This window comes from Flavobacterium frigidum (genome assembly GCF_048286735.1).
GTDB lineage: Bacteria > Bacteroidota > Bacteroidia > Flavobacteriales > Flavobacteriaceae > Flavobacterium.
In genome coordinates this window covers 63,031-77,498 of the sequence record NZ_JBLVPU010000010.1, presented here as the reverse complement: position 1 = coordinate 77,498, position 14,468 = coordinate 63,031, and the positions used below count along the sequence as shown (strand labels likewise).

Annotated in this window: 12 protein-coding genes and 1 tRNA gene; 2 read left to right on the top strand and 11 right to left on the bottom strand. The window is 35.0% G+C overall.

Annotated features, from left to right (window positions below; translation table 11 throughout):
• Positions 1-18: 18 nt before the first annotated feature.
• Complete coding sequence (locus ACNQGO_RS07840; RefSeq protein ID WP_007137700.1) at positions 19-882, top strand: sigma-70 family RNA polymerase sigma factor; 864 nt, start codon at positions 19-21, stop codon at positions 880-882.
• A 490-nt stretch (positions 883-1,372) separates the two neighbouring features.
• Complete coding sequence (rpe, locus tag ACNQGO_RS07835; protein ID WP_417969988.1) at positions 1,373-2,035, top strand: ribulose-phosphate 3-epimerase; 663 nt, start codon at positions 1,373-1,375, stop codon at positions 2,033-2,035.
• A gap of 36 nt (positions 2,036-2,071) precedes the next feature.
• Here the strand turns inward: rpe and ACNQGO_RS07830 are convergent, their stop codons facing one another.
• The 11 genes from ACNQGO_RS07830 to mraY form a co-directional block, all read right to left on the bottom strand.
• Entirely contained in the window at positions 2,072-2,872 is an 801-nt protein-coding gene (locus ACNQGO_RS07830) for a zinc-dependent peptidase (protein WP_417984914.1), read from the bottom strand.
• An 83-nt stretch (positions 2,873-2,955) separates the two neighbouring features.
• A tRNA-Arg gene (locus ACNQGO_RS07825) sits at positions 2,956-3,029 on the bottom strand.
• 71 nt (positions 3,030-3,100) lie between these two features.
• Complete coding sequence (locus ACNQGO_RS07820; protein WP_099714450.1) at positions 3,101-3,550, bottom strand: GatB/YqeY domain-containing protein; 450 nt, start codon at positions 3,548-3,550, stop codon at positions 3,101-3,103.
• Between the two features lie 340 nt (positions 3,551-3,890).
• The gene (gene ftsZ / locus ACNQGO_RS07815) at positions 3,891-5,825 is read right to left on the bottom strand and encodes a cell division protein FtsZ (RefSeq protein WP_417984913.1); all 1,935 of its coding nucleotides are present in this window, start codon (positions 5,823-5,825) and stop codon (positions 3,891-3,893) included.
• A 96-nt stretch (positions 5,826-5,921) separates the two neighbouring features.
• On the bottom strand, positions 5,922-7,292 hold the full coding sequence (ftsA, locus tag ACNQGO_RS07810; protein WP_309754849.1) for a cell division protein FtsA: 1,371 nt from the start codon (positions 7,290-7,292) through the stop codon (positions 5,922-5,924).
• 6 nt (positions 7,293-7,298) lie between these two features.
• The gene (locus ACNQGO_RS07805) at positions 7,299-8,021 is read right to left on the bottom strand and encodes a cell division protein FtsQ/DivIB (protein WP_417984912.1); all 723 of its coding nucleotides are present in this window, start codon (positions 8,019-8,021) and stop codon (positions 7,299-7,301) included.
• The gene (gene murC / locus ACNQGO_RS07800; protein ID WP_417984911.1) at positions 8,008-9,357 is read right to left on the bottom strand and encodes a UDP-N-acetylmuramate--L-alanine ligase; all 1,350 of its coding nucleotides are present in this window, start codon (positions 9,355-9,357) and stop codon (positions 8,008-8,010) included. The genes ACNQGO_RS07805 and murC overlap by 14 nt, the downstream gene beginning before the upstream one ends.
• Positions 9,358-9,394: 37 nt before the next feature.
• On the bottom strand, positions 9,395-10,483 hold the full coding sequence (gene murG / locus ACNQGO_RS07795) for an undecaprenyldiphospho-muramoylpentapeptide beta-N-acetylglucosaminyltransferase (protein WP_417984910.1): 1,089 nt from the start codon (positions 10,481-10,483) through the stop codon (positions 9,395-9,397).
• Positions 10,484-10,513: 30 nt separating this feature from the next.
• The gene (locus tag ACNQGO_RS07790) at positions 10,514-11,806 is read right to left on the bottom strand and encodes an FtsW/RodA/SpoVE family cell cycle protein (protein ID WP_417984909.1); all 1,293 of its coding nucleotides are present in this window, start codon (positions 11,804-11,806) and stop codon (positions 10,514-10,516) included.
• A gap of 75 nt (positions 11,807-11,881) precedes the next feature.
• Positions 11,882-13,213 (bottom strand): UDP-N-acetylmuramoyl-L-alanine--D-glutamate ligase, encoded by a 1,332-nt coding sequence (gene murD, locus ACNQGO_RS07785; protein WP_417984908.1) that lies wholly within the window; start codon positions 13,211-13,213, stop codon positions 11,882-11,884.
• A 1-nt stretch (position 13,214) separates the two neighbouring features.
• Entirely contained in the window at positions 13,215-14,444 is a 1,230-nt protein-coding gene (gene mraY, locus ACNQGO_RS07780; RefSeq protein WP_417943565.1) for a phospho-N-acetylmuramoyl-pentapeptide-transferase, read from the bottom strand.
• Between the last annotated feature and the right edge of the window lie 24 nt (positions 14,445-14,468).

Genomic DNA, 14,468 nt, shown 5'->3' with positions numbered 1-14,468 from the left:
AATTGAGGAGACAAAAACATGAGACAACTTAAAATCACCAAGCAGGTAACGAATCGTGAAACTGCATCATTAGACAAATATTTACAAGAAATTGGAAAAGTTGACCTTATAACTGCTGACGAAGAGGTAGAGTTAGCGCAAAAGATTAAAGCTGGTGACCAAAAAGCATTAGAAAAATTAACAAAAGCCAATTTACGTTTCGTAGTTTCGGTGGCTAAACAATATCAAAATCAAGGATTGACCCTTCCCGATTTAATTAATGAAGGGAATTTAGGATTGATAAAAGCAGCACAACGTTTTGATGAAACACGTGGTTTCAAATTCATCTCGTATGCGGTATGGTGGATTCGTCAATCTATATTACAAGCATTGGCAGAACAATCTCGTATCGTTCGTTTGCCTTTGAACAAAATTGGTTCTATCAATAAAATCAACAAAATGTATGCTTTATTAGAGCAATCTAACGAGCGCCCACCATCTGCTGAGGAAATTGCAAAAGAACTTGACATGACCGTAAATGACGTAAAAGAGTCTATGAAAAACTCTGGACGTCACTTATCAATGGATGCGCCTCTTGTAGAAGGAGAAGATTCTAACCTTTATGACGTTTTACGTTCAGGTGAATCTCCTAATCCAGACAGAGAATTAATTCACGAATCATTGCGTACTGAAATCGAACGTTCATTAGAAACATTGACTCCACGAGAGGCTGATGTAGTTCGTTTATATTTTGGTCTTGGCGATCAACACCCAATGACATTAGAGGAAATCGGAGAAACTTTCGACCTAACTCGTGAGCGTGTGCGTCAAATCAAGGAAAAAGCAATCCGTAGATTAAAACACACTTCAAGAAGCAAAATACTAAAAACGTATTTAGGATAATACAGTCAAATGCTATAAAGTCAAAAATCATATCGTCCAACAACAGTATGATTTTTGACTTTCGGCTTTCGACTAATAAGTAACGACGGTCTGATTAACTGTTCGTTTTTTGATTGATGATTGAAACTCCGGCTGATTACCGGAGTTTTGCTTTTTTCAGCAAAACCTTGGTTAGTTCAAGCTTCTCTCGCAGGTTTAGCTACTCGCTGTTCGACTGTCAGTCTCGAGTCCTGAGTTTTATTTTTATAATCGGAATTCACTATTCACTATTATGGCGTAACCCTACGTAAAAACTTCGGGTCAGGCTATCGGCTTTATCTCTCCGTTACGCTGCGAGGATACCGCCTTTATCCTTTACGCAAATCCAGTGGCCAATGACGAATTGAATCTATAAAAAACTTTCTCCAATTGCTGCAAAAAAACTACTTTTGCACAAACTACACAAACTGTAGAGATGCACTGCAGTGCATCTCTACGTAACAACTACACAATGAAGAATACACTTATCGCACCATCTGTGCTTGCTGCCGATTTTGGAAATCTGCAACGCGACATCGAAATGATCAACAACAGTGAAGCCGATTGGTTTCATATTGACATCATGGATGGCGTTTTCGTACCAAACATTTCTTATGGTATGCCAGTTCTGGAAGCCATTAACCGCCATGCAAAAAAAACAATTGACGTTCACTTGATGATTGTCGATCCAGACCGTTACATAAAAACTTTTGCCGAGTTAGGCGCAAATATTCTGAGCGTACATTATGAAGCGTGCACGCATCTTCACAGAACGCTACAAGCCATCAAAGCAGAAGGAATGAAAGCTGGGGTCGCTATCAATCCACATACAAATATTGACTTACTAGAAGACGTAATTAATGATATTGACTTGGTTTGTATCATGAGTGTTAATCCAGGTTTTGGAGGACAATCATTCATCGAAAACACGTACGCGAAAGTTGAAAAACTAAAAGCATTAATACTTAAAAAAGGAGCTACCACACTTATTGAAGTAGACGGCGGTGTAACTAGTAAAAATGCAAAACAATTAGTCGAAGCTGGAGCAGATGTTCTCGTAGCTGGAAGTTTTGTTTTTAAAGCAGAAAACCCAACACAAACGATACTTGATTTAAAGAAGCTAACAAACTTATAATAAAAAATGGTGCTTGAGCACCATTTTTTGTTTTTATTATCTTTCTTGAAAATTAATCATTCTTGAAACGTGAGTATAAAGCTCTGGATGTAGGTTTCTAAAAATCTGTGGGGTTTCATAAAAATGCTCCAACACCACCGATATAAACTCAAATTGATTTTCATATGCATACTCCCTAAAATACTCTTTTTCAGTTAATTCATTATTTAAAAAAGGATCGCTATAATATTGTATGACTTCATTAAATTCATCAAAAAATATTATTGCACTTGGATCATTACTTCGTAAACAATGAAAATGCAATACATGCGAAAACTCGTGTAAGCCCAAATTAATATTATCATTTGATGCCGTATGTCCTAGCAAAAAATCTTCCCAGGAAAAAGCAATGACTTTCATTCTAGGATTAAATTCGCCTTTATGATACGCTTCATTCACAGTAGAATAGTAGCTAGAAGGATAAATTATTATTTTATCGAATAAAGTAATCAAGTACTTCCTCATGCCAAAAGTTAGCATCACGTAAGTACCGGCAATCAACATTTGCATTTGTTCTGAAATTTCAATTTCCTTTCCTATGAACTCATAATGCATTAGAAAATCTTTAACTCGGTGTTCGAAATACGTTTTCCGTTTTGGAGAAAGTCTATTGTAAAAATGAAAATCATCAGCTAAAATTTGGCGCTCGCTTGGTCTTAATTTCTTAGTAAAAGGGTAGCAGTGCACATACAGTGGTTTATTAAAAAGAAACACATACGTTGGTTCAAGCACTCTGAAAATAAGAAGTACAAGAAAAAATGCTCCAAAAAGCACAAAGAAAAAAATTTGAAATACCATTTTACAGTACCGCTTTAAAATAAAAATGCTCCAAAATAATCTCAAGGGAACTTGATTTTTTGAAGCATTTTTAATTGTTTTTGTGACCGCGACAGGGTTCGAACCTGCAACCCTCAGAGTCGAAATCTGATATTCTATCCAGTTGAACTACGCAGCCATTTGATTTTAGATTTTTGATTAACGATTTTAGATTTGTGAATTATTATCGTTAAGCTTGAATCATAAAATTTATGTCAATAATTTTTTAACTATTGTAGAAATGGTTTTTCCTTCAGCTGTTCCTCCTAATTGTGCGGCTGCTAAACCCATTACTTTCCCCATTGATGCAATTCCTGACGCACCTGTTTCTGCAATAATTTTAGCAATTACAGCTTCAACTTCTGCTTCACTTAATTGCGCTGGCAAGAATTTTTCGATTACTGCAATTTGTGCTAATTCTGGTTCAGCTAAATCAAGACGGTTTTGTTCAGTAAAAATTCTAGCGCTTTCCTTGCGCGTTTTTACTAATCTTTGAAGCAATTTAACCTCGTCATCTTCCGTTATTTCTTCTTTTGATCCTGTTGCTGTTTGTGCTAATAGGATTTCAGATTTAATAGCTCTCAAAGCTTCTAGTGCAACGGTATCTTTGGCTCTCATGGCGGTTTTCATTTCGTCCATGATTTGTACTGATAAACTCATATTCTTTTTTGTTAATTTGGTTAATCGATTGTTGAATGAATCGATTGTTGAAAAGCTAATTGTGAAAATGATTCCTATTTTCTGCCCCAGATGGTAGTGGAAAGCCTTTTGAGAGGAACTATATTTTTTATTGAACTAGAAAAGCGACTAAAAGAAGCTCTTTCTTGTTCCTATAAAAAAATAGTTGCGATAAAAAGCTTGAAACGACAGCTGGACTAAGGCCCGACAAAATTAAAGAAATTTACTGTAATTAACAATAAATTGCCTTGTTGCTCGAAACAAAAAAAATAACCCGAAAATGCTATAGATTTTCGGGCTACCTCATTTTGGTTTGAGTTAGTTAATCTACGTTGTCATGTAAATACGAGTTGTTTGAACGCAACTGTAAATCGTTGTTGCTGTCTGTTCCTACAGAAATTCTCGAATTTGTATTATTAGATTGATTGTTTGAAATGTCTATTCCCAATCTTTTGTAAGCTGGTTCTTTTTCATATTCATCAATTTTAGAAACATTATTATGAAACTTATAATTGAATTCTTTTAATTTTTTTCTTCTTTCATCAGCCCTCATTCGTAATGATTCCTCGATTGTCATTTCCATAGGAGAAATAGCCTCGAAGTCAACCGCTGTATTTACAGCTGTGTCCACTTGTTTCATTGTGATATTCAACTCAGCTGGCACAACAATTTCTGGAGTTTTAGCAACTGGCTTCGCCATGAAATCTGGTTCTGGATCCATGTATTCTTCAAGAGAATATTTGATAATTCCATTTTCAGTCAACTCTGTCACTGGAACAAATTGAACGGCTTCATTTACTTTGATGTCGCGAGTTTCATTTGTCAACTCAAACATTATCTTATTATCTTCAACTTGCGCAACTGGTTCCGCTTTGAAGAGTGGTAAGTCAAAAGAAAAAGTAGTTTGCTCTTGTCTTTCGATAATTTTTGGCTGAACTGCTTTTACTTCGGCTACTGGAGATGAAATTGTAAAATCGATATCAGTAATAGGAGAAACTATCTCGAATGTCACGTCTAAATTTTTAATAAACTCAGACATTACTATTAATTCTTCTTTATTAATAGTAGGAGACGTTACCACTGGTTCAGTAGCAACAACGGTATCTTCTAATAAATCAAAAACTATTCTTTCGTTTGAATTTGAAGCTGGAGATTCTGTATTTAAATCAAAAGCTGCAACCGTTTTACTACTTAGATTATGAACGCTTCTTTGCTCATCTTCTAAGGTGTGTATGATTTTTTTTGGTTCTGTATTTACAATTTCGTTCTGTTGTTCAATATCAAAACCGGTAGCAATAATGGTTACTGCAATAGCATCACCTAGTGATTCGTCTTCACCAACCCCCATGATAATATTGGCATTATGCCCTGCTTCAGCTTGAATATGATCATTGATTTCTCCAATTTCGTCAATTGTAATTTCATTGGTTCCAGAAACGATAAGCAACAATACGTTTTTGGCACCAGTAATTTTATTATCATTTAACAACGGAGAATCTAAAGCAGCAACGATAGCTTCCTTGGCCCTATTTTCACCAGAAGAAACAGATGATCCCATAATAGCAGTTCCGCTATTATACAATACGGTTTTAGCATCTCTTAAATCGATATTTTGAGTGTAATGATGCGTGATTACTTCAGCAATTCCTCGTGAGGCTGTTGCCAGAACTTCATCTGCTTTTGAAAATCCTGCTTTAAAACCAAGATTCCCGTATACTTCTCTTAATTTATTATTATTGATAACAATTAAAGAGTCGACTTGTTTGCGTAATTTTTCAATTCCAATTAACGCTTGTTCTTGACGCACTTTCCCTTCAAATAAGAAAGGTAATGTCACTATCCCAACTGTAAGAATATCTCTTTCTTTGGCCAATTGTGCGATTACCGGTGCAGCTCCAGTTCCTGTTCCTCCGCCCATTCCGGCAGTGATAAATACCATTTTAGTATTTCTATCCAACATTTTTTCAATCTCGGAAATACTCTCAATAGCAGATTGCTGTCCTACATCTGGATTTGCTCCAGCACCAAGTCCTTCTGTCAAATGCACTCCCAACTGAATTTTGTTAGGCACGGAACTACTTTGTAAAGCTTGAGAGTCTGTGTTGCACACGATAAAATCTACGCCTTTAATTCCTTGCTTGAACATGTGGTTTATTGCATTACTTCCGCCTCCACCTACACCAATAACTTTTATTACATTTGATTGGTTCTTTGGTAAATCAAATGAAATACTTCCAAATTCTGAGTTGCTCATCATTTTATTTGGTTTTTGATATTTATTATTATTTTTGATTTTATTTCTTTTTACTTGGGGCAAAAAGGAAAAAAAACAATATTCTTTATTATTTCTAAATTACTCTGCATTATCTAAGAAATCCTTAATCTTGTCTACATAACGATCAAAGAAATTTCTTTGTATCCTGTTTACAGTAGAGTTGTGTTTCTCATTTGGATTCTGATCCTCTTCTTCCTCTTTTTCAATAACTGGATTTTGCACAACTGCTTGTCTATATACAGGAGCTTTAGGTTGTTCAACAGCATCTACTCGAATGGCACTATGCGTTTTATTTTCAATGCTTTTCATCACCAATCCAACTGCTGTTGCATACAAAGGACTTGAAATTTCCTCGTCTGAATTTCCGGCTAAATGTTCGTTTGGATATCCTATTCTTGTATCCATTCCAGTAATATATTCTACTAACTGCTTGATGTGTTTTAATTGAGCACCTCCACCAGTAAGTACAATTCCAGCTATAAGTTTTTTGCGAGGATCTTCGTGTCCGTATGCTTTCACTTCTGTAAAAACTTGGTCAATAATTTCCACCACTCTTGCATGGATAATTTTAGAAAGGTTTTTCAAGGAAATCTCTTTTGGCTCTCTCCCTCTTAATCCTGGAATAGAAACAATTTCGTTGTCTTTATTTTCTCCTGGCCAAGCTGATCCAAATTTAACTTTCAACAATTCGGCTTGTTTCTCTATTATGGAGCAACCCTCTTTGATATCATCTGTGATTACATTTCCTCCAAAAGGAATTACCGCTGTATGACGAATAATACCATCTTTAAAAATGGCTAAATCTGTCGTACCACCACCGATATCAATCAATGCAACACCAGCTTCTTTTTCTTCCTGACTCAAAACAGCATCCGCCGAAGCTAATGGTTCTAATGTCAAACCAGATAATTCAATTCCTGAACTTTGAATACATCTGCCTACATTCCTTATCGATGAAGCTTGCCCTACAACAACATGAAAACTGGACTCTAATCTTCCGCCGTACATTCCTATTGGCTCTTTGATTTCAGATTGTCCGTCAATTTTAAATTCTTGTGGTAAGACGTGTATAATTTCTTCGCCAGGCAACATCGCCAATTTATTTACTTGATCAATCAAAAGCTGTATGTCATTCCCGCCAATAACCTCTTCGGGATTGTTTCTACTGATATAATCGGTGTGTTGAATACTGCGGATGTGTTGTCCCGCAATTCCAACCACAACATCTTTTATTTTATAGCCAGAGTTATTTTCGGCCTCTTGAATCGCTTGTTGAATAGATTGTATGGTTTGAGTTATGTTATTAACAACACCTCTTGCCACGCCTAAACTTTTGGATTTGCCTACACCTAAAATTTCTAATTTCCCGTACTCATTCTTCTTGCCTATCATGGCAACTATTTTAGTTGTCCCAATATCTAGACCTACTGCAATATTCTCTTTTTCCATTATCTATTATTTAGTACAAACTACTTGTTCCGTAAATCGGAGGTCAATTTTTTTATATTTATATAACGAACTATCTAAAACTGCTTTTTGAAAAAAAGCTTTGTAATTCTTTAATTTACACTCCACATTGATCATTCTACCAAAATCAATTTGGTAATCAAAATTTCTATTGAGCATTTTTAAGCTTCCGTTAGGCATAATTTGGATTCCGATAATGTTTTTTTTTAAAAACGCATCGTCATAAATTAAGCGTAACAAATCAGATAAATCTTCGTTATTTTTTTTATTAATTCCCCCCGAAACAAGTGGAACTCTAGCTGTAAAATTACTTGATAACGACATTTTATTTCCTTCATAATCAATATAAAAGGAACTGTTATTATCAAAAACTCTAGCAATAGGAGTCTTTTGTTTTACCACTGCTTTTAACACACCGTCAACACTCACAAATACATCTGATTTTTCAATCATATCTTGTGCGTTGAGCGTTTTTTCTAGTGTATTCAAATCTAGATTAACTTTTTGAATGCTAGATGCGTCTTTTTTATTTTCTATCAACAATTTATTAACCGTTTCTTGTTTTACAAAAAGAGCGTCATTTCCTTCAAAAAAAACAATAGATTTAGTCAATTTTCTATTTTCATTTCGATTTGACGTAAATGAAAATAAAAAAATCACCAACACAAACATCAGTAATAATCGAATATTTGTCCAATTAAATAGTTTCATTTATCGCTTTTTTAATTGCTGGTACTAATTCTCCAATATCGCCTGCTCCTATTGTAACAATTATTGTTGCATCACTTTCTAAAATACGTGCAATTAAATCGTTTTTAGCTACCAATTTTTTATTGGTGTTTATCATTTTACCCATCAACCATTGTGAGCTTATTCCTTCCATAGGCAATTCACGTGCAGGATAAATATCCAATAGAATAATTTCATCAAAGGCCGATAAACTTTTGGCAAAATCATCAGCAAAATCTCTCGTTCTACTAAACAAATGAGGCTGGAAAATGGCCAAGACTTTTTGATTTGGATACAACTCTCGAACTGCTTGATGCACCGCATTAATTTCTGTTGGGTGATGTGCATAATCATCAATATACACCTTGACATCCGTTTTAATCTGATACGAAAATCTTCTTTTGATTCCCTTAAATGATGCAATGGCTTTTGCAATAGCATCGGTTGGGGTTCCGAATAACTTTGCCATTGCGATAGCCATTAAAGCATTCATTAAATTATGTCTTCCCGGCAAACCAAAATGCAAATCTTGGATTACTTCGGAGGGCGTTTGTACATCAAAAACATAGCTACCATTTCCAATTCTAACATTAAAAGCCTTGAAAACTGCATCTTCATTAACGGCACAGGTTACGCCTTCTAGCGGTAATTCTTTTGTTATAAAAAGATTGCTTTTGTCTTCAATTTTAGATGCAAATTCAACAAAAGATTCCTCGATCGCTTCACTGGTTCCATAAATATCCAAATGATCAGCATCCATAGAAGTGATACACGCAATATTGGGATGCAAATGCAAAAATGAACGGTCAAATTCATCTGCTTCAACAACAGTTACCGTTTTTCCGCATCCTATTAAATTTGAATTATAATTCTCAACAATTCCACCAATAAAAGCGGTAACATCTGCTCCACTCTCAAGTAAAATATGTCCTAAAATACCTGAAGTAGTCGTTTTACCATGCGTTCCGGCAACTGCAAAACAAAAAGTATCTTTGGTAATTATTCCTAAAACCTCCGCTCTCTTTTTTACTTGAAAGTCTCTTTCTAGAAAATAATTCCACTCTGAATGTGTCTTCGGAACCGCCGGTGTAACAATAACCAACGTATTTTCTAAGTAAAAATCTTTTGGAATAGCATGTATATCATCTTCAAAATGAATTGAAATACCACTTTCAATCAATTCATTTGTAAGAACAGATGGCGTTTTATCGTACCCAGAAACCTTCTTCCCCAGATTCTTGAAATAACGAGCCAAATTACTCATCCCAATCCCTCCGATTCCGATAAAATAGACGTTATGTATTTGATTTAAGTTCATTTTATTTTAAGTCTTTGGTATATTATCGTTTTTATTTCTATCTAATTAGCTTTACAATTTCATCAACAATCTGTTTTGTTGCTTCTGGCAAAGCCAATGCTCTTATATTTTCACTCAGATGATTTTGTTTTCTCTGATCTTTTAGTAAGTCTTCAAAAACAAGGCCGAATTGCACATCAAGTTCAGATTCCTTTAACATTAACGCTCCTTTTTTATCGACTATGGCTTTCGCATTTTTAGTTTGATGATCTTCTGCAACATTTGGAGAAGGAATAAAAATTACTGGTTTGCCCACAATACACAACTCTGAAACAGACGAAGCACCAGCGCGAGAAATAACAACATCTGCCGCTGCATACACTAAATCCATTCTTTCAATAAAAGCGACTACTTGAACATGTGTAGAATTGTATTTTTTGTAGTCTTCTAAATACAACTTTCCGCATTGCCAAATCACCTGAACATTTTGAGAAAGCATATTTGCCAACTCTTTTTCGATTAATTGATTTACTCTTCTTGCTCCAAGACTGCCTCCAAGAATCAATACTGTTTTTTTATTTGAATCTAAATTAAAGTGCTGAATCGCTTCTTCTCTTTTGCTTTCGATATCGATTAAATCTTGTCGAACTGGATTTCCAGTTAGTATCATTTTCTCTTTTGGAAAAAAGCGTTCCAGATTTTCATAAGCCACACAAATTTTATTGGCTTTTTTACTCAATAGTTTATTGGTAATTCCAGGAAAAGAATTTTGCTCCTGAATTACTGTCGGAATTCCTGCAATTGCTGCTACTTGCAATAACGGGCCACTTGCGAAACCTCCTGTTCCAATAACCACATCTGGCTTAAACTGTTTGATTATGGTTCTAGATTTTAATAAGCTTGAAAGCAACTTAACTGGAAATAGCGCATTATCAAATGTCAGTCTGCGCTGTAATCCTGAAATCCAAAGTCCTTTAATTTTGTAACCTGCCTGAGGTACTTTTTGCATTTCCATTTTATCTTGGGCACCTACAAAAAGAAATTCGGCATCAGGAAAACGAGCCTTTAATTCATTTGCGATAGCAATTGCAGGATAGATATGTCCTCCCGTTCCGCCACCACTTAATATGAATTTATACTGTTTCATTTTTTATCAATTTCTAATTTTCTAAACAACTTATTTATTTAAAACCACTTGCATTGGATTAGTAGCTTTATCTTCGATCGAATAGTTACCTACTGTAACTTCTTCCACTTCATCCTCCATAGCCCGATCAATTAATTTTTGAAGCGCTTCTTCTCTTTTGGCTGCGTCTTTTAATTCTTGTACAATTTCTTCATCTTTTTTCGTGACACTAATGATAATTCCAAGTGCAAAACAAGTCATCCATATAGAGCTTCCTCCACTACTGATTAAAGGCAATGTCTGTCCTGTAACAGGTAACAATTCTACTGCAACTGCCATATTTACCATGGCTTGAAATATCATAGGAAAACCCAATCCTACGACTACTAGCTTTCCAAACAGGGAATTAGCTTTATGCGATGCAATTACAAATCGAAACAACAATAATAAATACAACGCCAATACTCCTAAACCGCCAACAAGTCCATATTCTTCAACGATGATGGCAAAAATAAAATCAGAAGAAGATTGTGGTAAAAAGTTTTTTTGAACACTTTTACCTGGACCTAACCCATATATTTTACCCGAAGCAATTGCGATTTTAGCCTTCTCTATTTGATAATCATCTTCATCGGGTTTATCGCTCGTAAAATTGTCAATACGGCTAATCCATGTATCTACACGATTGGGGAAAGCATCTGGAAACGCTTTGGCAATCAAAATAAAAAACGTGAGAAATACAATACCAGATCCTACAACAATTCCAATATACCGCAACGGATATTTCCCAATAAAAACCAACATCAAAACCATTGAAAAAATTAATGCCGTTGTGGAGAAATTTGCGGGAAGAATAAATAGTAACGTAATGAATACAGGCAACCAGAGCTCCCAAATGGAGGACTTAAAAGTAATCGGAACTGTTCTCGTCTTAGATAAATAGCGTGCAACAAAAATAAATAACACCATTGCAGCCAATGTAGAAGTTTGAAATGTAACTCCTATAAATGGAACTTGAATCCAACGACTGGCGTTGGCACCAGCAATTACGGTTCCTTTAATTAAGGTGTAGGCCAATAAAATCCATACAATATAAAGTGCTCCTTTAGAAATAGCTTTAAAATAGTGATAAGGCACTTTATGCACCATGAAAATAATGGTAAAACCAATACAAATATGCACGATGTGTTTCACCAAATAACCTAATGTATTTCCGGTTCCTTGACCAATATAAGCCAGGTTACTACTAGCGCTAAAAACAGGCATAAAGGAAAACAAGGCCAATAAGGCCACAAATGACCAAATCCCTTTATCTCCTTTTAAGTTGCTGACTAGTTGTTTCATTTTTTATTTGTTTAAAGTTTCATTTTGTTTAAAGTTTAAAGTTGCTCAACCTTAAACTTTAAACTTTAAACTTTTCTATAAATTTTTAACCGCTTGTTTAAATTGTTTTCCTCTGTCTTCATAGCTTTCGAATAAATCGAAACTAGCACAAGCCGGTGACAATAATACGGTGTCTCCTTTTTCTGATAATCGTTGTGCCATTTGTACAGCATCGCTCATATTATCAACCTCAATCATCATGTCTACTACATTACCAAATACATCGATGATCTTTTTATTATCCACACCAAGGCAAATAATAGCTTTCACTTTCTCACGAACCAATGACATCAATTCGTTGTAATCATTTCCTTTATCAACACCTCCTACAATCCAAACCGTAGGTGTGTTCATACTGTCTAATGCAAAAAAAGTAGCGTTTACATTTGTTGCTTTAGAATCGTTGATGTATTGTATGTTTTGAATTTTCAATACTTTTTCAAGACGGTGCTCTACACCCTGAAAATTAGATAAACTTTCACGTATTGTAGATTTTCTAATCTGCATCAATTTTGCCACAGAGGTTGCTGCCATTGCGTTTTTCATATTGTGTTTCCCTTCTAAGGCAATGTATTCGGTGTCCATTGTAAATTCTTCTTGATTGATTGAAATTTCCATTTTGTTATTTTTTATATAAGCTCCTTCACTGAATGTTTTTGTCAATGAAAAAGGAATTAATTTGGCTTTTGTTGTATGTGTTTTGAACCATTCTGCAATGGCCTCATCATCGGCATCATAAATAAGGTAATCTTCCTCGTTTTGATTCATCGTTATTCTAAACTTTGCATCAATGTAATTTTCATATTTGTAATCGTATCGATCAAGGTGGTCCGGACTAATATTGGTAATAATAGCAATATGTGGCTTAAAATTCACAACTCCATCAAGTTGAAAACTACTTAGTTCCAGCACATAAAAATCATATTTATTATCTGCAATTTGCCAGGCAAAACTCTTTCCTATATTTCCTCCCAACCCAACATTTAATCCAGCAGATTTTAACACATGATAGGTCAACATGGTCGTTGTTGTCTTCCCATTACTTCCCGTAATTCCTATTATGGTTGCATCCGTAAAAGGCGCTGCAAACTCAATTTCAGATACAACAGTAATTCCTTTATCGTGGAGTTTTTTCACAATAGGAGATTTGTCAGGAATTCCGGGGCTTTTCATAACCACATCTGCATTCAAAATCAAATCCTCAGTATGCTTTTCCTCTTCCCAAGCTATTCCATTAATAATAAGAACCTCTTTATAATTTCCTTTTATCTTTCCGAAATCAGACACAAAAACTTCGTATCCTTTTTTCTTACCCAAAATAGCAGTTCCCACGCCACTTTCTCCTCCACCCAAGATTACTAGTCTCATGTTATCTTAATTTTAAAGTAACAATTGATAAAATGGCCAGCATAATCGCAACAATCCAAAAACGGGTAACAATTTTGCTTTCGTGATAGCCTTTTTTCTGATAATGATGATGCAAAGGCGACATTAGAAATATTCTTCGGCCTTCGCCAAAGCGTTTCTTGGTGTATTTGAAGTAACTTACTTGTAATACCACAGATAAATTTTCGACTAGAAAAATCCCACACAATAAAGGAATCAACATTTCTTTTCGGACAGCAATTGCCAAAACAGCTATAATTCCACCAATAGTCAAACTTCCTGTATCACCCATAAAAACCGATGCTGGATAGGAATTGTACCAAAGGAATCCAATCAATGATCCCACAAAAGCGGCTATAAAAACTGTCATTTCCCCAGAATTAGGGATATACATAATATTCAAATAATTAGAAAAAATTATATTTCCAGAAACGAACGTAAAAATTCCCAGCGCCAACACTGATACCGCCGAAGTTCCTGCAGCCAATCCATCAATACCATCTGTTAAATTGGCGCCATTAGATACCGCAGTAATAATAAAAATAACAACTGGAATAAAAATCAACCAAGCCCATTTTTCATATCCTTCGCCAGTCCACGCTAATAATTCAGCATAATCAAATTCATTATTTTTAAAGAATGGTATGGTAGTGGCCGTAGATTTCTCCTCGGTTAGCGCAGGCTGAATAACGGTTTCAGTTGTTACTTTAAAAATATCTGAAGTAGATGTATCTGTACGTACGGTAACACTTGGACTAAAATAAAGAACGGTACCTACAATTATACCCAGACCGACTTGTCCTACCACTTTGAATATTCCTTTTAGACCGGCTTTATCTTTCTTGAAAATTTTAATATAATCATCTATAAAACCAATTGTCCCCATCCATAGTGTTGTTACAATGAGCAAGACAATATAAATGTTGTGTAATTTTGCGAAAAGAAGAACAGGTACCAAAGTCGCAAATATGATAATCAATCCTCCCATTGTTGGTGTACCCGCTTTTTCATTTTGACCGGCTAAACCAAGTTCTCGAACGGTTTCACCCACTTGCTGTCTTTGCAAAAAACGAATAATTCTTTTACCGTAAATTGTAGACAACAACAAAGAAAAAAGCAATGCTAATGCTGATCTAAAAGTAATGTACTGGAAAACACCTGTTCCAGGAACATCTAATATTTTGTCTAAATATTCAAATAAATAGTATAGCATATATCTTGGTTTATTTGGTTAATT

Coding starts and splice junctions, on each gene's coding strand:
- ACNQGO_RS07840 (WP_007137700.1), top strand. CDS start 19: ATGAGACAACTTAAAATCACCAAGCAGGTAACGAATCGTGAAACTGCA.
- rpe (WP_417969988.1), top strand. CDS start 1,373: ATGAAGAATACACTTATCGCACCATCTGTGCTTGCTGCCGATTTTGGA.
- ACNQGO_RS07830 (WP_417984914.1), bottom strand. CDS start 2,872: ATGGTATTTCAAATTTTTTTCTTTGTGCTTTTTGGAGCATTTTTTCTT.
- ACNQGO_RS07820 (WP_099714450.1), bottom strand. CDS start 3,550: ATGAGTTTATCAGTACAAATCATGGACGAAATGAAAACCGCCATGAGA.
- ftsZ (WP_417984913.1), bottom strand. CDS start 5,825: ATGATGAGCAACTCAGAATTTGGAAGTATTTCATTTGATTTACCAAAG.
- ftsA (WP_309754849.1), bottom strand. CDS start 7,292: ATGGAAAAAGAGAATATTGCAGTAGGTCTAGATATTGGGACAACTAAA.
- ACNQGO_RS07805 (WP_417984912.1), bottom strand. CDS start 8,021: ATGAAACTATTTAATTGGACAAATATTCGATTATTACTGATGTTTGTG.
- murC (WP_417984911.1), bottom strand. CDS start 9,357: ATGAACTTAAATCAAATACATAACGTCTATTTTATCGGAATCGGAGGG.
- murG (WP_417984910.1), bottom strand. CDS start 10,483: ATGAAACAGTATAAATTCATATTAAGTGGTGGCGGAACGGGAGGACAT.
- ACNQGO_RS07790 (WP_417984909.1), bottom strand. CDS start 11,806: ATGAAACAACTAGTCAGCAACTTAAAAGGAGATAAAGGGATTTGGTCA.
- murD (WP_417984908.1), bottom strand. CDS start 13,213: ATGAGACTAGTAATCTTGGGTGGAGGAGAAAGTGGCGTGGGAACTGCT.
- mraY (WP_417943565.1), bottom strand. CDS start 14,444: ATGCTATACTATTTATTTGAATATTTAGACAAAATATTAGATGTTCCT.